Genomic DNA, 20,041 nt, shown 5'->3' with positions numbered 1-20,041 from the left:
CGGTGCGGTCGTGTACGCGACGTCGGGCGTCGCCGCGGGGGAGGGACGGCTGGAGATCCACAATCTGACCATGCCGGGCGTGCCCGGCCTGGCCGGGGCGCGGACCTACCGCTTCGCCGAGGGAAGCGCCACCGTGGCCTCCGTGGACTCCCGGCCGGCCACGCCGGCCGCGCGTATCGACGAGGTGACCTTCGCGCGCACCGAAGTGGCAGGGGCAGACCTGGCTCTGCGCAACCGGACACCAGACTCCACAGGCCGTACTGCGCACCGGCCGCTGCCCGGTCCGTTCGTCCGTTCGGCCGGGCGGGCCGGCCGGGGCTGCTCAGCCGTCTGCCGTGCTTGCAGGTGGCAGGCAGGCTCCCGGCCGGCCGGGGGGTCAGCCCTGGGTGGTGGGTCGTACGACGATTTCGTTGATGTCCACGTCTGCCGGCTGTTCGAGGGCGAAGCGGATGGTGTCGGCGATGGCGGTGGCGGGGATGGCGAGTTGCTGTGCGGCGGCGCGTGCTGCGGCTTGTGCCTGGGGGGCGCCGCCGTGGTCGAGGAGCTCGCTCTGGGTGAAGCCGGGGCTGATGAGTGTGACGCGGATGTCGCGGGTTTCCTGGCGTAGTCCTTCGGAGAGGGCCCGTACGGCGTATTTGGTGGCGCAGTACACGGCCGCGGTCGGGTCGACGCGGTGGCCGGCCACCGAGGCGATGTTGACGATGTGCCCGCCGCCCTGTTCACGCATTCTCGGCAGTACCGCGGCGATGCCGTGGAGGGTGCCGCGGATGTTGACGTCGATCATCTGGTCCCATTCGTCGACGCGGAGGTCGGCCATCGGGGAGAGCGGCATCACGCCGGCGTTGTTGACCAGGACGTCGATCTGGCCGTAGCGGTCGTGCGCGGCCTCGACGAACGCCTCGACGCTGTCGCGGCGGGTGACGTCGAGCGCGCGGTGGTCCAGCAGACCGCCTGCCGCGCTCACCTCCTGAGCGAGTTGCGCCAGCCGGTCGGTACGGCGGGCGCCGGCCATGACCTGGTGGCCCGCGGCGGCCAGGCGGCGTGCCGTGGCCTCGCCGATGCCGCTGCTGGCTCCGGTGATCAGGACGACCTTCTTCAAGGGGGCGGGCGCAAGCACGGTGGTTGTCTCCTTCTGCGTGAACGGGGTGGCGACGGCCACCGGCATCAGTGCACCCGCCGGGCTCGTGCTCAGGAAGGCCGCGGCAGCCTGGGTGCCGCGCACCCAGGCTGCCGGCGGCTGGCGCGCAGTACCGTCGGGTTCATGAACCGTGCGCCTGCCCGACCCCTGGGGGACTTCCTTCGCGCGAGCCGTGCCCGTCTGGAGCCGTCGGACGTCGGGCTCCCCGCCGGCAGCGGCACGCGCAGGGTCAGGGGTCTGCGCAGGGAAGAGGTCGCGGTACTGGCCGGGGTGAGTGTCGACTACTACGTGCGTCTGGAGCAGGGCCGGGAGTCCAGTCCCTCGCCTCAGGTCGTCGGCGCGCTCGGCAGGGCACTGCGGCTGACCGCCGACGGGCGTACGCACCTGTACCGCCTCGCAGGACTGAGCCCGTCCGCGACGGTCGGCCACCGCCGCGACCGGGTGCATCCCGACCTGCTGCGTCTGCTCGATGCCTTCCCCGACGCCGCGGCCTACGTCCTGGGGCCCGCGTTCGACATCCTGGCCACCAACGTCATCGCCGACGCCCTGCTGGAGCCGTTCGACGGCGAGAGGAACATGCCGCGGATCCTCTTCACCCACCCGCGGGCCCGCGACGTCTTCCCGGACCGGCGGCTGATCACCAGCTCGACCGTGTACGCGCTGCGCCTGAACGCGGCCCGTTTCGGCGACGTCCCGGAGATCGGCGAACTCGTCCAGGAACTGCTGCAGGCGTCGGCGGAGTTCCGTGCCCTGTGGAACGACCAGAACGTCGGTGCTCTCACCCGCGCGTTCAAGGTCTTCGTCCATCCCGAGGCCGGCCGTGTCGAGCTCACCTACGAGAGCTTCGAGGTGCGGGCCGCGCCGGGGCAGGAGCTGCTGGTGGGATCGGCTGAACCGGGCAGCCGCAGTGCGCAGGCCCTGACCTATCTGGCGTCCATGGCGGCGCCCCGCCGCTGACACACCCGGGCGCCGGGCGGGAAGGGCCGGGTCCGCCCGCTGGGGTCGCGTGTCGATCTGAGCGGGCGGCCGGGGGAGGCGGTCCGGGCCGGGTTCACGGCTCCACGTCGATGACGGCATTGCCGTCGGGGGGTGGCGTTCTCCACGGCCCGGTGGGCGTCCGTCGCGTCGGCGCGGGTGTAGCGGGTCGCGTCCAGCACGGGTCGCGGTGCGCCCTCGTCCACCAGGTTGGCGGTTTCGCTCAGGATCTCGGCGTGGTGTTGGCGGCCCCGGCCCGTCAGATTCGGCAGCAGTGTGAACTCGCCCGAGTGGGGGCTGCCCGGACGACAGCGGCGCGAGCGCGTGGGTTCCCGAGCCCAGCGCGCCGACCGCATGACCGATGTAGGTGCGCACCGCCTCGAAGGAGGAGTCCAGGGCCGGGCCGTCCACGGTGTCGAAGACGATGTCGAATCCGGTACCGCCGGTGTGCTCGGCGACATACCTCTCCACGGGCACGGGGGCGTAGTCGGTCGGAACCGCTTGTAGGCGCCGCACGAGCGGCGTCGTGGCCGCCGACGTGGTCGCGGACCCCTGCGCGCCGCGGGCGGCGGCGATCTGGACGCGACACTGTCCACGCCGCCTGCCCGGCCGTGGACGAGAACCTTCTGCCCGGCCCGTACGCCGGCCCGGTCCACCAGGCGCCATGCCGTGAGCACGGCCCACGGCAGCGCTGCCGCCTTCCGCATCGGCAGCCTGGCCGGTTTGTGGGGCGGCAGGCGCGTGTCGACCGCCGCGAACGGTGCCGGCGATCCCTGCAAGTCGCCCACGCCGCCCGTACACCTCGTCCCCGGGGGCGAAGCCGCTCACTGCGGCGCCCATCTGCACCACCTGTCCGCTCAGGTCCATGCCCAGCACGGTCGGTGACCGCACGCGGGCATGCGCCGCCTTTCGCGCCCTGATCTTCGTGTCCAGCGGGTTCACCCCGCCGGCGTGGATCCGCACCGGAACCTGCCCCTGCCCGGGCGTCGGCCGGCGGTCTCCCGTACCTCGAGCGGACCGCCGAACTGCTCCAGGACCACCGCACGCATCACGGCACCCGTCTCTCGCGATCACTCCGGCATCGGTGTGCACACCCGACCAATCGAACAGACTGGTCCGTCTTTATAGGGGCGGCGACGCGTGGCAGGGGCGTAGATCGGAACGACTAGTCTGTCTTGCATGGCGACGCGCGTACGCAAGACGAACACCGAGCAGAGGATCCTCGATTCGGCGGCAGCCCTCTTCCACCGGCATGGACTGAGGGGGGTGGGCGTGGACCAGGTCATCGCCCACTCCGGGGTGGCGAAGTCCACCCTGTACGCGCACTTCCGCACCAAGGACGAGCTCATCGCCGCCTACCTGCGGCGCACGGACGAGTCGTGGATGGGGCGGCTGCGGGAGGCCGCCGACGCCGCGGGGCCCGACCCCGCCGAGCAGCTGGCGGGAGTCTTCGACGCACTGCCGGCGTCCTTCGACCGCCACGGCTTCTTCGGCTGCCCCTTCGTGAGCGCCGCTGTCGAGGCCGAGCTCGACTCCGAGGCGCACGCGGCCACCGTCGCCCACACCCGGCGCCGCCAAGAGTGGCTGACCGGCCTCGCCGGAGCCGCGGGAGCCGCACAGCCGTCCGCGCTGGCCGCACATCTCGGGCTGCTGATCGACGGGGCCCTCACGTCCGGCCGTCTTCTGCAGGACCGTGCGGTGGTCGACGCCGCCAGGACAGCGGCACGGGCAGCAGTCCTCGCTCACACCACGTCGTCGGCGACCGCCGCGTGAGCGGCCACAACGACTCCGCAGTCGAAGCCGTGGGCACACCCTGCGCGTACCGCCGGCGGGACGGCCGGTTCCCGGCTTCTGGGGTGTGACGTTCCGGCAGGGACGGCTGGCCCGGAGTAGACCTGTTCACGGACGCCCCCGCCGTCGAGGTCGTAGGCCATGCCGTCGCGCGTGCCCCCGAAGCCCTCCGTGCCCTGCACGAAGGGGAGTCGGACGCGGCGTTCATCTGGCTCCCCATCGCCGACGCCGCGTCGGCCGGCGCGGACATCCTCACCGAACAGCGGATGATCGCCCTGGCGCCCGGCCATCCGCTGACACGTCAGGAGAAGCTCTCCCTCGCGGACCTGCGCGACGAGCCCGTCATCGGGCCCCACGCCGATCTGCCCGAGGAGGTCATGCGGTTCTGGAACGTGGACCCGCGTCCCGACGGTTAGAGCCCCAGGCTGGGCCCGGCCGCGAACACGCCGGAGGAGTGCCTGCTGCACGTCAACGCCGGCCGGGGTATCTGGCCCGCTCCGGCGTCGACGGCCGTCTACTTCACCCAACCCGTCGTGGCCTGGAGGCCCCTGGTCGACGCGGCGCCGATCACCCTCGGCCTGGTGCGGCTGCGGACCGCACCTCCCCAGATCCTTCCGCGGCTGGTCTCACTGAGCCGGTCACTCGCCGTACATTCCCCCGGGGAGGCCCTGTGACCTCGACGGCCGGGGTGGGGGTGCCGGTGGTGACGGCCGGGTGTCGCTTCGGTGCCCGGCGCCGTGACGGCGATTGCCGGTGTCATCGCGGTCCGCCGGCGGCCGTGGCGGAGGTGGGGGCAGGAGGCGAGGAACATGATGGGGGTGGGGGGCATGGTGGTGGGGGACAGGGAGGTGAGGGGCATGGCGCACACGGGCATGGCGCACACCCGTGATATCGCGTTCGTGATCTTCGACGGAGTGAAGATGCTCGACGTGGCCGGCCCGGCGGAGGTATTCGCCGAGGCGAACCAGTTCGGTGCGGCGTACGCGATCCACTACGTCTCGCCTTCCGGTAAACCGGTCCTCGCGTCGACGGGCATGCAGGTCCCCGTCGACGGTCAGGCCGCCGATGTCCCCGACCCCGACACCGTGGTGGTCGCGGGGGGAGACATCCTGGTCGACCGGGCCATCGAGACGGACCTGGCCGATACCGTCAAGGACCTGCACGCGCGCAGTCGCCGCACGGCCTCCGTCTGCACGGGGTCGTTCATCCTGGCCGCGGCCGGCCTGCTGGCGGGGCGCAGGGCGACCACCCACTGGAGACACGCGGGGCTGCTGGCACGTGCCTTCCCGGACGTCAGGGTGGAAAGCGACGCGCTGTTCGTCCAGGACGCGGCCCTGTACACCTCCGCGGGCGTCTCGGCCGGCATGGATCTCGCACTCGCTCTCGTCGAGGAGGACCACGGCGCCGACCTCACCCGCGAGGTGGCCCGGCAACTCGTGATGTTCATGCAGCGCCCCGGTGGCCAGTCCCAGTTCTCGGCACCCCTGGACCGCAGGCCACCGCGCACCTCGCCGCTGCGCGCCGTCGTCGACCTGATCTCCGCCCAGCCGGCGCTCGATCACAGCGCCGCGGCCCTGGCCGCACGCGTCGGCGTCAGCCCGCGCCAGCTGGGCAGGCTCTTCGCGGCCGAACTCCACACCACCCCCGCCCGATACGTGGAACTCGTACGCCTCGACCACGCCAAGGCCCTGCTCGACCGCGGACACACCGTCGCGCAGACCGCCCGCGGCGCCGGGTTCGGCAGCGCCGAGACCATGCGCCGCTCCTTCGTGGCACGGCTCGGCGTGTCACCGAGCCAGTACCGCGACCGGTTCGCCACCACCGAGCAGGGCAAGGACACCCCGCGATAGCGGGCGGACGGCGATGTCCGGATCTGTGGGATGGCCGTCGCAATGCGCGGTGGAGGAGAGATGTGCGGCAGGTGATGCTGAAGTCCTGCTCCCATACGACCCAGGAGGACCGATGCCCGAGACCATCGCGGGGATCACCATTCCCGACACCGAACTCGTTCGCCAGGCCACCTCACTCGTCCGCGAGTCGACCGACGACACCATCTTCCATCACTCACGCAGGGTGTTCCTGTGGGGCATGCTGAAATCAGCGGCCCGGGGCATCGAGGTCGACCCCGAACTCGCCTACGTGGGCGGCCTCTTCCACGATCTCGGCCTCACCCCCGCATACGCCACCACCGACCGCCGCTTCGAGCTGGACGGCGCCGAGGCCGCGCGCGGCTTCCTCCTCGAGCACGGGCGCTCCGAGGAGGAGGCCCGTAACGTCTGGCTGGCGATCGCCCTGCACACCACGCCGGAGGTCCCGCTGCACCTGGCCCCGGAAGTGGGCGTGGTGACGCTCGGGGTGGAGACGGACGTCCTGGGTCTCGACCTGGACGAGATCACCGGGGCCCAGCGCGCCGAGGTCGTGGCGGCGCACCCGCGCCCGGACTTCAAGAACCGGATTCTCAAGGCGTTTTGCGAGGGCATGGTCCACCGCCCCGACACCACCTTCGGGACGATGAACGACGACGTCCTGGCGCACTTCGACCCCTCCTTCCGCAGGAAGGACTTCGTCGAGATCATCCGGAACAACCCCTGGCCCGAGTGAACCGCGCACGCCCCCGCCGCGCCGCAACGGAGACGACGCCGGCGCCCGCGGCCCCCCCGGCCGCGCATGATGCGGAAGACCACCCCGTGTCTTGCGAAGAGAACACGTAACCGCTGACGGCAGCGGCGGGAGTACCTGCCCCCGACAGCCAGGACAGTGTGAGCGCCGGACCCCGCGGACCGCTGCTCCTTCAGGATCTGTGGCTCGTGGAGAAGCTGGCTCTCTTCACTTCAGGATCTGTGGCTCGTTGGAGAGGCTGGCCCTTTTCAACGCAGAGATCATTCCCGACCGGCGCACGCACACGAAAAAGGGGATCCGGGGCCTACGGCGCGTTGTCGCGTCGCCCACGACATCATCCGTTCCGCCAGGGGCTGCTGTGGCGGTGGGACCTGCGGGGTGCCGCGGTCCGACAGGGTGATCGTCACCTGGTGCGGTGACGCGGGAACGCGTTCCTGCGCCGCACGGGCCCAAGCCGCACGGGCCCAAGCCGCATGGGCAAGCCGGGCGGGGCGAGCCGGACGGGGCGAGCCGGGCAGCAGCACGGCTGCCGGTGCCCGCGCCCCCGCCGCCTGGGGACCGTCCGGCCCCTGGTGCCGGTATGCCCGCTCCGTTCGGAGTCAGCCGGGCTGGTCGACGGGCTTGAAGTGGACGGGAGCCCATCCGTAGCCCTCTCCTGCGCGCCGCAGGTGGCCCAGGCCGGGGAAGGGCAGACGGGAGGCGGCGACCCACCAGCCGCGGGTGGCGACCTCGTCGAGAACCCTGGCGCGTGCCTGCACCGCGCGGGCCTCGGCGCTGTCGATGGCGATCGACACGTGCGGGCACGGCAGCTGGACGGTGTGGCTGTGGATGGTGTCGCCCCAGAACAGGACCGGCTCGTCGCCTGCGGTGAAGAGAAAGCCGCTGTGCCCGGCGTGTGGATCTGCTTCTGGACGCCCACCGCCTGCGCCGCCAGCTCCTCGTCGAGCCAGTACTCGGCTTCGGCACGTGCGACGTGGACGGTGGCCCGGGGGTAGACGGGCTCGCCATCGTCGGTGACGAGACCGCCACTGTGATCGGGATGGAGATGGGTGATGAGGACGTGCTCGACGTCCTCCGCGGCGACCCCGGCGGCACAGAGCGCCTCGCGCAGGTGCCCGGTGTCGGGGCCGAGTGTGCTGCCGCTGCCGGCGTCGACGAGGACGCGCCGGCCGTCGTTCTCGACGAGGAAGCCGATGACGGCCGTATGGGGGTCGCCGTCCTCCGGGAGGTAGGCGTCGGCCAGGCGGCGGCGGATCTCGCTCTGCGGCTCACCGTGCAGGTCCTCGGCGAGGATGGGGACGAATCCGTCGTACAGGGCGGTGATCAGGAGGCCTCCGAGCCGGAACCTCTGGAAGCCGGGGGCCTGACCGGGTGACGCGCGGGACAAAGCGGATCGTTTCCTTTCGTGACGTCCGGACGGTACCGGGCCGGACGGGCGTGGACCGGGGGCATGGGCAGGGCGTGGCGAGGACAGCGGCGTGACGAGACCGGGGACGTGACGAGGACAGGGGGTGTGGCGAGGACAGGGGGTGCGGCGCGGTCACGTCCCACCGGGGGGCGCAGTGACGCCGCGGGCGTCGCGGACGCCGTAGACCATGCGACCGACCTCGACGCCGACGAGGTTCTGGACGACGTCCGCACCTATGTCGTCGAGCATCTCGGAGACCGGGATGCCGTGCTGATCGTGGATGACACCGGCTTCCTGAAGAAGGGCGTCCGCTCGGCAGGGGTGCAAAGGCAGTACTCCGGCACCGCCGGACGCACCGAGAACTGCCAGATCGGTGTGTTCCTCGCCTACGCCACCGGCCGCGGACGCACGCTGATCGACCGGCGGTTGTATCTGCCCACGTCCTGGACGGACGACCGGGCACGCTGTCGCCGCGCGGGCATCGGCGACGAGATCACGTTTGAGACGAAGGTGGCCACGGCCAAGGCGATGGTCCGCCGGGCCATCGCCGACCGGATTCCGTTTGGCTGGGTGACCGCGGATGCCGCCTATGGCTTCAGCAAGGGCTGGCGTTTCGAGCTGGAGCAGGCCGACGTCTTCCATGTCATGGCCACCACCCGGCACGACACGGTTGTCACCCGCTGGTCCATCGATCACCCCGTCCACGACCTGTTTCCCGGCCTGCCGCGGCAGAAGTGGAAACGCCGTTCCTGCGACGAGGGCGCCCACGGTCGGCGGATCTATGACTGGGCCCGTGTCGAGGTGCGGCCCTGGCACCGCGAGGGCCGCCGGCACTGGGTCCTCGCCCGCCGCAGCATCAGCAGGCCCGAGGAGATCTCCTACTACATCGCCTACTGTCGCGCCGACACCACACTCGACGAGCTCATCCGTATCGCCGCAAGCCGGTGGGCGGTCGAGGAGCGCTTCCAGAGCGCGAAACAGGAATGCGGCTTGGACGACTACCAGGTCCGCCGCTATCCCGGCCGGCACCGCCACATGACCCTGGCCATGGCCGCCCACGCCTGCCTCACCGTCCTGCGCGCCCGCGAACTCGACACCGACAAAGCAGAAACGGATCCTTCCCGCTCATCCACCTCAGCCTCGCCGAGATCCGACGCCTGATCACCCGCCTCACCGACCGCCGTCCCACCCCGGTCGACCACATCCTGCACTGGTCGACATGGCGCCGCCGACGCCAACACCAAGCCCGCATCAGTCACTACAAACGACGCGGGCACAGCCCCTGAAAACTGCACAGCACTCAGCACAAACACCGTTGCAGTACTGGCCGACGCGGCGGCAGTTGACCCCCGGCGCTGTGACCTCGGCCGGCCCGGCCGCGGCGACGACGGTCAGGGGCCGGTGGTGTCCGTTGCGGACGACCAGGCGCCGTCCGTGCTTGTCGGTCTCGGCTGCCAACTCGGTTATGTATTGGTTGACTTCCGTCTTCAACGCGGCGGCCGACGCCCGCAGGGAGCCCTCGCGAACGATCTCGTCACGCTCTCGTCATCGCCGAGATACGCCACGACACGGGCGGCTCCGGCGTCGACGGCGTTAGCGAAGGGAATGCGTCACCGGGCTACGCGTCGGGCGAGTGTCTCACGCACGGCGCGCGCGGAGTCGATGCCCAGCCCTTTGAGGTGGGGCAGGTCCCAGTCGACGTACCGACGGCCGGAGATCACGGGGCAGGCGTCGCCGTAGCCCAGGGTGATCACGATGCCGGCAGCACGGACGACTTCCCGGGTCAGGAGCTTGGGGAACTCCTAGTCCGTTGACACGCCCAGCTCGCCGAGCAGCTGCAAAGCCACGGGATCGATCCGGTCGCGGGGCAGTGTGTCGGCGCTGTGGACGCGCACGGCACCGGCCGCTACATGGCGCAGGAGGGCGGAGGCGAGCTGCGATCGGCCGGAGTTCTCGGTGCAGACGAACAGGACCTCCGGCAGGCTTTTGGACAGCAGGCCCTGGGTGCGGGCCAGTGCGTCCAGGCGCTCGGTGGCGAAGCGTGCAGCGATCACGGGCAGTTGCCGCCGCAGGTGGGGACTGTGCCGCCCGCGTTTCCGCGACCTGCAAGGCAATTGCAGCGTCCACAACCCAGGCGAGCGGAGGCTCTTGGAACGGCTGGGAAACGTCCGATCTGGATGGGGACGGTGACGAGGGGGAACGGCGACAGCCGGGACCCCGGCCGCGACCTACGTGCATGTGTAGCCGAGGTCGAAGCCCCCCGACGCAAGGTGACTTGGCGGGAGGGGTCCTTCATCTTCCTGACGCCGTCAGGTAACCGGTGCGACCACTTGGTGAGGGAAGGCGCCGGTTTCCTGAGTGCACACAATTACACCATCACCACCGAGAAGAGACCGGCGTGTCACACGACCACTCCCACAGACGTCCGCACTCCCACAGCCACACCCACGGAGTCGACGAAGCCACCCGAGCTGCGGCAGACACCTCCGTCTCCGACTCCGATCTCACTCCCAGGGAGCTCTCCCGGCGGCGCCTGCTGAAGGCCGCCGGTGTCACCGGCGCTCTCACCGCCGGCATGTCCGGCATGCTCGGCGTCACCCCGGCCATGGCGGAAGGAGCCCGCCGCGGCAAGGACGACAAGGCCACGGGCGGTAAGAAAGTCCGCCACTGGCTGGCGGGCGACCACCACATCCACACCCAGCACTCATCCGACGGCCAGTACACCGTCCTCGACCAGGCGCAGCACGGCGCGGCGTTCGGCCTCGACTGGATGGTCATCACCGACCACGGCGGCGCGACCCACGCCCGCCTCGGCGTCGACCTGGTCAACCCGGACATCAGGGCGGCCCGCGCCGAGCTGAAGGACACCCTGATCTTCCAGGGCCTCGAGTGGAACATCCCGGCCGCCGAACACGGCACCGTCTTCGTGGCCCCCGGGAAGAACGAGGTCGCGGTCCTCAAGCAGTTCGAGAACGACTACGACGGCAGCGTCAAGGGCGCCTCCGACAACACCCCGGCGAACGAGGCCCTCGCCGTGGCCGGCATCCAGTGGCTGGGCAGGCAGAAGGACCGGCGCGTCGTCGATGACGCCCTCTTCATCGCCAACCACCCGGCGCGCAACGGGATCGACAGCCCGCACGAGGTTCGGGCCTGGCGCGACGCCGACCCGCGGATCGCGGTCGGCTGGGAGGGCGCCCCCGGCCACCAGGCGGGCGGCCTGCCCAAGGGGTACGGCACGGGCGGGGCGCGCGGCCTGTACGGCAACGCGGCGGGCGCCAACTCGTTCCCCGGCTACCCGCCGGAGAGCTACCGCTCCTGGGGCGGCTTCGACTTCTACACCGCCACCGTGGGCGGCCTGTGGGACTCGCTGCTCGCCGAGGGTAAGCCGTGGTCGATCTCGGCCAACTCCGACTCCCACGTCAACTGGGGCGACACCTCCCGCCGCCCCGACGGCTCGGACTCCGCGCAGTTCGACCGGAACGGCCGCTACGGCAACCCGGTGTACGCCGGCCAGGTCAACAACGGCGCCAGTGACTTCTGGCCCGGCATGTACAGCCGTACTCACGTCGGCGCCGCGGACCGCAGCTACACCGCGGTCATGCGGGGCATCCGGGACGGGCGGGTGTGGGTGGACCACGGCCGGCTGCTGAAGAACCTCGACGTGCGGGTGGTCGCCTCGGGCCGCGGCCGCGGCGAGGAGACCCTCGGCGGCACCCTGACCGCCCGCCGGGGCAGCCACCTCGAACTCGTCGTCACCGTGACCGCCCAGGACGTGCCCAACTGGGGCATGTTCCAGCCCCGGCTGAACCGGGTCGACCTGATCCGCGGCGCGGTGGACGTCTCCCACGCGACGTCCGACCGCGACAAGCTGACGGCGCCGGCCACCAAGGTAGTCAAGCAAACCGACACGTCGGGTCGCACCGGCACGTACACCCTGCGGTACGACCTGGGCACGCTGGACGAGCCGTTCTACGTCCGCCTGCGCGGCACCGACGGCAACCGGCAGCAGCCCGGCTACTACGGTGCGGCGATCGACCCGGCCGGTCCGGCGATCGACGTGGCCGGTGACGCTGACCCGTGGCGGGACCTGTGGTTCTACACGAACCCGATCTGGGTGCTGCCGAGCCGATGACCGCGGAACCGACACCCGCCGCGTCCACGACCGCCCACGCGCTGGCCGTGGACACGGCGGCCCCGGGGCTCGCCGCCATCGAGCACCTGGTGCACCGAATCGACGAGGCGCTGACGGGTCTGCTCACGGAGGACGGCGCCGAGGGCTACGTCCTCAGCACCCATGTCGCCCGGGACCCGGCCGCCCGCTTCGCGGCCGTCGTGAGCTGGCGCGGCGGCCCGGAGCCGGAGCAGGTCACGGCCCGGCTCCTCACCGCCCTCCCGGAGCTGACCACAGTCGATGGGGCGCTGGTCACCGAGGCGGCGCTGGCATCCGGCGCACATGCCGCGGCCGAGGAGGCCCTGCGGCGGTCGGCGGGCAGGCTGGCCCGCTACCCCGGCCGGACCGCGGTCGAGCGGCGCACAACGCCCGCCGCCGCGGTAGCCGCGAGCTGCCTCGACGCCGTCAAGGGCCTGGCCGGAGTCCCGCTCACCCCGGACGCCGTCCTGGACGCGACCGGCTTCGCCCGCCCCACCTGGGGGGACGGCCGCTGCACGCTGCTGGTGCAGCAGGGCACGGGCGGCGTTCTGGTGCCGTTCGAGGCCCGCGACCAGATCGCGTGCTGCTCGTCCCACTGAGGCGACTGCCCGGCACTGGATCCGGCTGGAAGGAGGCACGTGCCCTCCTTCCAGCCGATCTCCACCGTCGTCCGGACGAAGTCCCGTCCGGCGAGCAGCAGCAGATCATGGGATCCGACAGGCACGGTCCGGCCGGCCAGAGCTGAGCCAGTGGCTTGGCTCGGACGGTTGACCCGGTAATTGATCGGCTGTCGGTCTGCGGGCAGGCTGCTCCAGGGATTGATCTCGGAGGTGGTTGTGGGGGCGCCGTCCGGAAGTGTTCGTCCGGGGACTTGCGGCACCAGGGTGGAAGGATCGCGGAGGAGAACCGAGCATGAGGCGCGTCACACGGCACGGCCGAGCCCTCCGGCCCTCGGCCGGGGGCTCGCGGGCAGGTGAGGCGTTACGAGGTGGTGCGGTAGGCCCGGTGGATCGTCCGCTTCAGCGTGTTCCCGTCCGCGTCCGCGTCCGTGAGCGCGACGCGCAACGAGCGGGTACCGGGGCCGGCGGGGTGGCGCAGTTCGAGCCGCCTGCGGTCGGTGACCTTGGCCGGCCTCCAGGTCCTGCCGCCGTCGTAGGACACGGTGACCACCAGCTTGCGGGCGCTGCGTGCCGTGGCCGCGCCCTCGATCGTGAAGGGGACGGTGAAGGCCTTACCGGCCTTGGCCGTGCTCGCCGCCCCGAGTTTGGGCATGAAGCGCACCGCCGACAGCGGCAGCCGCTTCACGGTGTCCCCGGCCACGTGGCCGGAGCGGAAAATCCACTCGGCGGTCACCCGGGTGCTCACCGCGGAGAGCGACGTGGCACGGGAGACGTCGGTAGTGAGCCGGTAGGTGTGCCGCCCGGCGGAAAGAGTGTGCCTCTCGCCGTTCAGCGGCGCGTGCGAGGTGAACACCGGTGTGCCGTTCGCGTACAGCGCGCTCTTGGCCGTGGTGTAGTCGGAAACGCCCACATGGCCCGCGCCGTCGGAGAACAGCAGCACGTACGCGGCGAATTCGTCGCCCAGACGGATCGCACCCGACGCCTCACCTCCCGCGCTGTACAGGCGTGGACCGAAGACACCGATGTTGAACCGCAGCGAGTACGACTTGCCCGCGAGGTAGGAACTGGGAGCGGTGACCGTCTGGTCGCCCTCCCACCGCGGTTCGCCGTCCGCATCCGGAGCGCCGTACTGGTTGACGGCGTACCGCCACTTCACGCCCGGCAGGACGTACTCGGTGCCGGTGTGCAGCAGAGCGAACTCGACCGCGTCGAAGTCGAACCAGGACCCGTTGGGAGCCAAGGGTGCGGCAGTGAGGGTTGCGGTCTCGTCCTCGGCCGGTGCACCGACGGTGAGGTTCAGCTTGGCGAAGTTCTGTCGCCGCGGTTTCGCGGTGAATCCGGAGAGATCACCGGTGCGGTTCCAGACCGGCCGGTACCGCACGGCGCCATGAGCCCACGTTCCGTCGTACTGCGCGAACGCCTCGCCCGCCGGCAACCGGGCCCAGAGTCGGCCGACCCGCAGGTTGCCGAAGTCGTCGACGAGGTAGGTGGCCGTGTAGCCCGATCCGTCGGTGCTGACGCCGAAGGGGAGCAGACACGTTCGACGAGCAGCCGCCTGCCGTGAACGGTCAGTCGGGCATTACGGTGGGGCACGAAGACCTCCATGCGGTGTGTTCCTAGACAGCTCCACCACATCGGAGGTCTTCGCCATGTTCGAGATCTCGGGTCTCCTGCCCATGGAATCGATCGACCCGATCCGTATCGGCGAGGGCTACTACCTCGCTCCCGACGGACAGGTGGCCGCGAAACCGTACAAGCTGCTGGTCAAAGCCCTGGGCAGGTCATCGAAGGTGGCGGTCGCGCGCCATGCCTGGTCGGGCCGCGAGCGTCTCGGCCTCGTATGGGTGCGCGGCGACGTCCTGGTCCTGCATGCCATGCGCTGGCCCGACGAAATCCGCTCACCGCAACAGCTGCTGCCGCCGCCCGTCGAGGTCACCGACGAGGAGATCGAGGGCGCGGTCGCGCTGATGGAGTCGATGAGCCGTGACGACCTCGAAGGCGCCGAGTTCCGCGACACCTACACGGAGGCCCTCGCCGAGGACGTGCCGGCGGTCGGCGAGAAGGTCATCCCGGCCGACGACGCGCTGATCGTGTCGTACGGCGCCCTCGGTCGCGACGAGGAGACGCACGGGCCGAGCGCCGGGGAGTTCGACATCACGCGGGAGACCAAAAACCGTCACATCTCCTTCGGCCACGGCCCGCACGTCTGCCCCGGCGCGGCACTGTCCCGGCTGGAGGCGGGGGTGGCGTTGCCCGCGCTGTACGCCCGTTTCCCGCACCTGGACCTGGCGGTCCCGGCGGCCGAGCTGCGCCACAAACCGGTGGTCACCCAGAACGACCTGTTCGAGCTTCCGGTCCGCCTGAACGGGTGACTTGACTTCGAGCGCGCTTCAGCTCGTAGCGTCGCAGGAGCTTCGGCGCCCGGTGTTCCTCACGGGATGCCGGGCGGCCAGATCCGTCGCTAGATGGATGAAGGGGCCCGAAGTCGTCCGACGTGACGATCGAGTGCGAGCGAAAGGCTGGAACAGCACATGCGACAGCGCAGTCTGCGGGACCTGCACGTGTCGGCGATCGGCCTGGGTTGTATGGGCATGTCGGCCTTCTACGGGACGGCGGACCAGGACGAGGGCGTGGAGACCATCCGGCGCGCCCGCGAGCTGGGCATCAACTTCCTCGACACGGCCCAGATGTACGGGCCGCTCACCAACGAGTCCCTGGTCGGCGAGGCGATCCGGGGCCACCGTGACGAGTACGTGCTGGCCACCAAGTTCAACTACCGGATGGACGACGCGGTACCGGGCGACATGTCCAGCGTGGGCCGTCAGGACGGCTCCGCCGAGCATGTCCGGGCCTCGGTGGAGGGCTCGCTCCAGCGGCTCGGCACCGACCACATCGACCTGTACTACCAGCACCGGGTCGACCCGGACGTGCCGATCGAGGAGACGGTGGGCGCGATGGCCGAGCTGGTCGCCGAGGGCAAGATCGGGCACATCGGGCTGAGCGAGGCGAGCGCGGAGACGCTGCGCCGGGGCAACGCGGTCCACCCGATCACGGCCGTGCAGAGCGAGTACTCGCTGTGGTCGCGGGACGTGGAGGCGGAGGTGCTGCCGACCTGCCGTGAGCTGGGCATCGGCTTCGTCGCCTACTCGCCGCTGGGCCGGGGCTTCCTCGCCGGCCGCTTCTCCTCCCCCGACGAGCTGGACGAGAACGACTACCGCCGCAACAGCCCTCGCTTCACCGACGAGCACCTGAAGGCCAACCTGCGCCTGGCGGCCAAGGTCAAGGAGATCGCCGAGAGGAAGGGCGTCACCCCCGCCCAGCTCGCGCTCGCCTGGGTCCTCGCCCAGGGCGACCACATCGTCCCCATCCCCGGCACCAAGCGCCGCTCCTACCTCGAACAGAACGCCGCCGCGGTGGACATCGTCCTCACCCCCGAGGAACTCTCCCAGATCGACGCGGAACTGCCCGAGGTCTCGGGCGAACGCTACGACGAGGCGGGCATGCGAGCCGTGAACCGCTGACCCGACCGCCCCGGCCGGGGCCCGCGCCGCATGCCGGGTCCCGGCCGGACGACGTCAGGGCGCGCCGTCCGGCGAGGGTGAGGTCAGCATGGGCGCGGTGCATGAACTCGGCCACGGGCCGTTCCCGGTTCCAGGGAGTCACGGCAACGGTGACGTCTACGACAGGGAGCCCGGGTCACCATGGTGTCGCCGCGGTCCCCGAAGCGACCGGAGCCGCATCGTGCACAAGAATCAAGACCCGGACACCCCGCTCGCCGACCCGCGCAGCGCGTTCGTCACCGAATTCATCGCCCTTGCCAGGAAGCACAGGAACGCCGTCCGGGTCCACGTTCCAGCGCTGGAGCAGACTCTCGCATCCCTGGGTATGACCGGGGTCGACGGCGAGTTCACGAACCTGATCTTCGCGGCCAACGGCCCCAAGCCCGACATCGTTCTGCGCGACGCCGTCAGTAACCGCCTGGAGATCGTCCGCAACGCCGAATACTGCCTGACGTACACCCGGCCTCTCGACGCCGCCGGCCTGTCGTGGGCAACCTTCGTCGACTGGTGGCAGCGGACGCGCATCCGACGGAGCAGAAGGATCAGCCGTCCGCCTCCCAGGCGTTGTGTGCACGGCTTGCGCAGTCGCTTGCGTCCCCGCCGGAAGAGGTCCTGTTCCACACCTACGCGGCGTTGTACTTCCGGGAGGGAGGACATGCGCTGCCGCCCTGATCCCGCAGGTGTACCTCCACTACGCCGCCTACACGGCGAAGCGCCGTGCCGAGCCGGGGCCTCTCGCTCGGCAGCGCTTGGACTTCCGCTTCGGCGGCCATGAACTGGACCGGAACAACGGCCCGCGCATGGTCGCGGGCTTCCTCCGGGAGCTCCTCCGGCGTTACGACGTTCCGCTGCCGCCCTCAGTCACCGACTGACGGCCAGCAGTCCGGGCAGGCCGTCAAGGCGTTGGTGGGGTGGTTGATCGAGGGCGCCGTCGTTCTCGCGGACCTGCTTCGGTCTGCGCCGCGGGAAAGATCGCCGTCTTGTTGCGGAGCGGGGCATGTCACCGCCTGAAGAGACGCGGGTGGGTTGCTTCGCCTGCTGAGGCAGATATCGCTGCGGCAGGACACCGACCGCCAAGGGTATGGAGCGTAGAGGGATGGGGGATCGGTCCTCGGCACGCCTGGCAGAGATCACCGCAGGCGCCCGCCCCGCCCCGGTCACCGCCGCCGGCCGCGTGCGCGCATGGACCGCGGGGATGGCCGCGGGGCAGCGCATCACGCACAGCATCAGCGGATTGAGCGAAAGCCTCCGGCTGGACGTCTCTCAGGGGGAGGCCTCCTCGGCGAAGACGGACAAGGCGATCTGGTATGTCTCGAAGGCGCGAGCCGCTCCTGCGTAGACGGCGAGGTGGATGAAGAGGTCGACGATCTCGTCTTGAGTGACGCCGTTGTTGAGCGCGATGCGCAGCTGCCCGCGCAGCGGTTCGAACGCGCCCAGCGTCGCGGCGATGGCGACGGAGACCAGGGATCGGTCGTGCGTCGACAGTGCGGTACGGGTCCATGAGTCCCCGAACGTGTGCACAGTCGCGACCTTGCGGAAGTCGGCTCCGGAGGCCGGTTCGCCGGGGCTCATCGGGAGTTCCAGGCGCTGTCCCAGGAGTTCGCTTGCGGTGTCCAGCGCCTGCTCATAGGCGTCGTCGGTACTCATCTGTGCTCCTTGCCGGCCGGTCGGTCGTGCGGGCTGGTGGGTTGGTGGACGGGGGGCCTGGCCTCCAGGCGCCGTTCAGGGTTCGGCTGCGGGGCAGGGTGGTTCCTCAATTCGCCGGGTTGCTGCCCGCCGGAGTGGGGGGAGGGCTGTCGGTCGCACGGGGATGATTTCCACGCTCGCACCGTGTGCAATCGGTCTACTCGGGGGTGAACCGTCCGGGCTGCAGGGCCCGGCTCCCTCATGGTCTTCGAGCGGGCCCCTGGGTCATGGGCGGATCGGGGAGTCGTGCGGGACGGGCCCTTCGTTCTCCGGCAGTCCGTCCCGCTGGGTTGTGACTACCGGGTGTGGGTGATCGACTTGTGCCCGGTGTAGCCGGTCAGACCGGCCTTACCGTACTCACGGCCGAGGCCGCCGGCCTTGTAGCCGCCAGGGCCGTCGAAGCCGATGGGCGATCCGTTCAGCGTGACGGTGCCGGCGCGCAGCCGGTGGGCGGTGGCCAGGGCGCGTCCGGGGGCAGAGATCCAGGTACCGCCGGGCAGGCCGTACGGGGAGTCGTCGGCGATGCGGACGGCGTCGTCGTCGTAGGCGATGACGGCCAGGGGCCGGAGGGGCGGGGCGGTCGGTCGGCCCGGGGATCCGGTGCTTCGGTCGGCCCGCTGCCGCGCCCGCACAGTGCCGTCAGGTGGTGGGGTAGTCCGTGGAACGGCTGACCTCGGCCCACTTGCGGGCCTCGGCCAGACGGCCTTCCTCCGAGCTGATCGCGATCTCCAGGGCGTCGCTGCCGAGCAGCAGCCGGCGCGGGGGCTCCTCGGCGTCCACGGCGCCGATGATGGCGCGGGCCATGCGGTCCGGGTCACCGGGTTCCTTGCCGGCGTAGTCCGCGAACCGGGCCAGCCACAGGCCCACGGTCTCCTCGTAGTCGGGGGTCACGGGACCGGAAGGCTCCGCGGCACCCGCGGCCCAGCCGGTGCGGATGCCGCCCGGCTCGACGATGGTGACCTTGACACCGAACGGTGCGACCTCGTTCGCCAATGCCTCGGAGAACCCCTCGACGGCGAACTTCGCGGTCTGGTAGGCGCTCAGACCCGGCGTACCCCCCACACGCCCGCCGATCGAGGAGATCTGCACGATGTGCCCGGACCTCTGGCGACGCATGACGGGAAGGACCGCCCGGGTCATGTTGACCACGCCGTACAAGTTGGTATCGACCTGCGTGCGGAACTCGTCCTCGGGAAAGTCCTCGATCGAGCCGCTGGTGGCGTAGCCGGCGTTGTTGACGACGACGTCAACCGATCCGAACCGCTCCGCCGCCGCGGCCACCACGCCCCGGGACTGGACCGCGGAGGTGACGTCCAGCGCCACCGCCTCCAACCGGTCCGGGTACTCGGCCCTCAGGGAAGCCAGTGCCTCAGGCTTGCGGGAAGTCACCACAACGTTGTCGCCGGCCCTCAGGGCCGCGAGCACCAGGGCCCTGCCCAGGCCCTGCGAGCCTCCCGTGATAAGCCAGGTTCGTGCCATGACGCGTGCCTCGTTTCGTCATCTGCTTCACCGCCCCGAAACGGGACAGCAACTCAACTGTAGACAAAATCGGCATAACTGCAACACTAATGATGCAGTAATTTTTAGTGCGGCATCTCACATGGCGAACTTAGTTAGTTAAGTAAAGCACGGGTGTAGAATATCGGCATCATGAGAGCTGACGCCGCGCGTAACCTGACTGCCGTCCTCCATGCCGGAGCTCGACTCCTGGCGGAGGACCCGGGCGCCTCCATGGCAGCCATCGCCGCCGCCGCCGGAGTGGACCGGACAACCGTCCACCGCCGCTTCGCAAACCGTGAAGCCCTGCTCAGCGCCGTCTTCCAGGCCAAGCTCGACTCGGCCGAACGCGTTCTGGACGAAGCCCGCCTGCTCGAGTCCCCCCTGCCGGTCGCCCTCCACCGCTACCTGGAGGGGATCATCCCCGTCAGCCGCGAATGGCCGGTCGACATGCGCCTGATGATGCAGAAAGACCCCGCCGCCTGGACCCGCCGGGAGGAGCAGAGCGCGCGCCTCGATGCCTTCATCCGCCGCGCGCTGGACGAGGGCGACCTGCAAGAAGGCGTCGACGAGGCTTGGGCACGCACGATCCTGGAC

16 protein-coding genes and 6 pseudogenes are annotated in these 20,041 nt (G+C 70.6%); 12 read left to right on the top strand and 10 right to left on the bottom strand.

Annotation, left to right across the window (positions count from 1 at the left end; all coding sequences use genetic code 11):
* Positions 1-376: 376 nt before the first annotated feature.
* Entirely contained in the window at positions 377-1,117 is a 741-nt protein-coding gene (locus ADL34_RS30885; protein WP_062674114.1) for an SDR family oxidoreductase, read from the bottom strand.
* 144 nt (positions 1,118-1,261) lie between these two features.
* On the opposite strand from ADL34_RS30885, the gene ADL34_RS30880 reads away from it, so the two are divergent.
* Positions 1,262-2,095, top strand: coding sequence for a helix-turn-helix transcriptional regulator (locus tag ADL34_RS30880; RefSeq protein ID WP_062674110.1), 834 nt, complete (start codon positions 1,262-1,264; stop codon positions 2,093-2,095).
* An 873-nt stretch (positions 2,096-2,968) separates the two neighbouring features.
* On the opposite strand, the pseudogene ADL34_RS36935 reads toward ADL34_RS30880, so the two are convergent.
* Positions 2,969-3,055 (bottom strand): annotated as a pseudogene (locus ADL34_RS36935) (hypothetical protein); the annotation flags it as partial.
* Between the two features lie 237 nt (positions 3,056-3,292).
* Between ADL34_RS36935 and ADL34_RS30875 the strand changes: the two are divergent.
* The 5 genes and pseudogenes from ADL34_RS30875 to ADL34_RS36930 form a co-directional block, all read left to right on the top strand.
* Positions 3,293-3,886: a TetR/AcrR family transcriptional regulator gene (locus ADL34_RS30875; protein WP_062674109.1), complete on the top strand. Its 594-nt coding sequence runs from the start codon at positions 3,293-3,295 to the stop codon at positions 3,884-3,886.
* A 122-nt stretch (positions 3,887-4,008) separates the two neighbouring features.
* Positions 4,009-4,320, top strand: a complete 312-nt coding sequence (locus tag ADL34_RS35340) for a LysR substrate-binding domain-containing protein (RefSeq protein ID WP_079034476.1) — start codon at positions 4,009-4,011, stop codon at positions 4,318-4,320.
* Between the two features lie 441 nt (positions 4,321-4,761).
* Positions 4,762-5,754, top strand: coding sequence for a GlxA family transcriptional regulator (locus tag ADL34_RS30865; protein WP_062674105.1), 993 nt, complete (start codon positions 4,762-4,764; stop codon positions 5,752-5,754).
* A 112-nt stretch (positions 5,755-5,866) separates the two neighbouring features.
* A complete protein-coding gene (locus ADL34_RS30860; RefSeq protein WP_062674103.1) occupies positions 5,867-6,505 on the top strand; it encodes an HD domain-containing protein in 639 nt (212 codons plus the stop codon).
* A 113-nt stretch (positions 6,506-6,618) separates the two neighbouring features.
* Positions 6,619-6,733 (top strand): annotated as a pseudogene (locus ADL34_RS36930) (catalase); the annotation flags it as partial.
* Between the two features lie 389 nt (positions 6,734-7,122).
* Here ADL34_RS36930 and ADL34_RS36925 read toward each other — a convergent pair.
* Positions 7,123-7,317, bottom strand: a complete 195-nt coding sequence (locus ADL34_RS36925; RefSeq protein WP_062674101.1) for a hypothetical protein — start codon at positions 7,315-7,317, stop codon at positions 7,123-7,125.
* 212 nt (positions 7,318-7,529) lie between these two features.
* A pseudogene (locus ADL34_RS37300) lies at positions 7,530-7,910 on the bottom strand (MBL fold metallo-hydrolase); the annotation flags it as partial.
* Between the two features lie 63 nt (positions 7,911-7,973).
* Between ADL34_RS37300 and ADL34_RS30845 the strand changes: the two are divergent.
* On the top strand, positions 7,974-9,092 hold the full coding sequence (locus ADL34_RS30845; protein ID WP_107115758.1) for an IS701 family transposase: 1,119 nt from the start codon (positions 7,974-7,976) through the stop codon (positions 9,090-9,092).
* A gap of 162 nt (positions 9,093-9,254) precedes the next feature.
* Here the strand turns inward: ADL34_RS30845 and ADL34_RS37295 are convergent.
* A pseudogene (locus ADL34_RS37295) lies at positions 9,255-9,461 on the bottom strand (IS256 family transposase); the annotation flags it as partial.
* A 272-nt stretch (positions 9,462-9,733) separates the two neighbouring features.
* On the bottom strand, positions 9,734-9,985 hold the full coding sequence (locus ADL34_RS36475; protein ID WP_199835661.1) for a hypothetical protein: 252 nt from the start codon (positions 9,983-9,985) through the stop codon (positions 9,734-9,736).
* Positions 9,986-10,329: 344 nt separating this feature from the next.
* Here ADL34_RS36475 and ADL34_RS30835 point away from each other — a divergent pair, with 344 nt between their 5' ends.
* Positions 10,330-12,063, top strand: coding sequence for a histidinol-phosphatase (locus ADL34_RS30835; RefSeq protein WP_062674095.1), 1,734 nt, complete (start codon positions 10,330-10,332; stop codon positions 12,061-12,063).
* Positions 12,060-12,680: a hypothetical protein gene (locus tag ADL34_RS30830; RefSeq protein WP_062674093.1), complete on the top strand. Its 621-nt coding sequence runs from the start codon at positions 12,060-12,062 to the stop codon at positions 12,678-12,680. The genes ADL34_RS30835 and ADL34_RS30830 overlap by 4 nt, the downstream gene beginning before the upstream one ends.
* Positions 12,681-13,062: 382 nt before the next feature.
* Here the strand turns inward: ADL34_RS30830 and ADL34_RS30825 are convergent, their stop codons facing one another.
* Entirely contained in the window at positions 13,063-13,941 is an 879-nt protein-coding gene (locus tag ADL34_RS30825; protein ID WP_079034474.1) for a hypothetical protein, read from the bottom strand.
* A gap of 433 nt (positions 13,942-14,374) precedes the next feature.
* Between ADL34_RS30825 and ADL34_RS36910 the strand changes: the two are divergent.
* Positions 14,375-15,073 (top strand): annotated as a pseudogene (locus ADL34_RS36910) (cytochrome P450); the annotation flags it as partial.
* 159 nt (positions 15,074-15,232) lie between these two features.
* On the top strand, positions 15,233-16,222 hold the full coding sequence (locus tag ADL34_RS30815) for an aldo/keto reductase (RefSeq protein ID WP_062674088.1): 990 nt from the start codon (positions 15,233-15,235) through the stop codon (positions 16,220-16,222).
* Positions 16,223-17,524: 1,302 nt separating this feature from the next.
* Here ADL34_RS30815 and ADL34_RS30800 read toward each other — a convergent pair.
* The 3 genes and pseudogenes from ADL34_RS30800 to ADL34_RS30790 form a co-directional block, all read right to left on the bottom strand.
* The gene (locus ADL34_RS30800; RefSeq protein ID WP_062674082.1) at positions 17,525-17,908 is read right to left on the bottom strand and encodes a carboxymuconolactone decarboxylase family protein; all 384 of its coding nucleotides are present in this window, start codon (positions 17,906-17,908) and stop codon (positions 17,525-17,527) included.
* A 335-nt stretch (positions 17,909-18,243) separates the two neighbouring features.
* Positions 18,244-18,507: pseudogene (locus ADL34_RS30795) on the bottom strand (aldehyde dehydrogenase family protein); the annotation flags it as partial.
* Between the two features lie 79 nt (positions 18,508-18,586).
* Entirely contained in the window at positions 18,587-19,426 is an 840-nt protein-coding gene (locus ADL34_RS30790) for an oxidoreductase (RefSeq protein ID WP_062674078.1), read from the bottom strand.
* 171 nt (positions 19,427-19,597) lie between these two features.
* Here ADL34_RS30790 and ADL34_RS30785 point away from each other — a divergent pair.
* A partial coding sequence (locus tag ADL34_RS30785) for a TetR/AcrR family transcriptional regulator (RefSeq protein WP_107116131.1) occupies positions 19,598-20,041 on the top strand: 444 nt, incomplete at its 3' end.

This window comes from Streptomyces sp. NRRL WC-3605 (genome assembly GCF_001509795.1).
Classification (GTDB): domain Bacteria; phylum Actinomycetota; class Actinomycetes; order Streptomycetales; family Streptomycetaceae; genus Streptomyces; species Streptomyces viridochromogenes.
This window is presented reverse-complemented; position numbering and strand designations above follow the sequence as displayed.

Coding starts and splice junctions, on each gene's coding strand:
- ADL34_RS30880 (WP_062674110.1), top strand. CDS start 1,262: ATGAACCGTGCGCCTGCCCGACCCCTGGGGGACTTCCTTCGCGCGAGC.
- ADL34_RS30875 (WP_062674109.1), top strand. CDS start 3,293: ATGGCGACGCGCGTACGCAAGACGAACACCGAGCAGAGGATCCTCGAT.
- ADL34_RS30865 (WP_062674105.1), top strand. CDS start 4,762: ATGGCGCACACGGGCATGGCGCACACCCGTGATATCGCGTTCGTGATC.
- ADL34_RS30860 (WP_062674103.1), top strand. CDS start 5,867: ATGCCCGAGACCATCGCGGGGATCACCATTCCCGACACCGAACTCGTT.
- ADL34_RS30845 (WP_107115758.1), top strand. CDS start 7,974: ATGGGCAGGGCGTGGCGAGGACAGCGGCGTGACGAGACCGGGGACGTG.
- ADL34_RS30830 (WP_062674093.1), top strand. CDS start 12,060: ATGACCGCGGAACCGACACCCGCCGCGTCCACGACCGCCCACGCGCTG.
- ADL34_RS30815 (WP_062674088.1), top strand. CDS start 15,233: ATGCGACAGCGCAGTCTGCGGGACCTGCACGTGTCGGCGATCGGCCTG.
- ADL34_RS30800 (WP_062674082.1), bottom strand. CDS start 17,908: ATGAGTACCGACGACGCCTATGAGCAGGCGCTGGACACCGCAAGCGAA.
- ADL34_RS30790 (WP_062674078.1), bottom strand. CDS start 19,426: ATGGCACGAACCTGGCTTATCACGGGAGGCTCGCAGGGCCTGGGCAGG.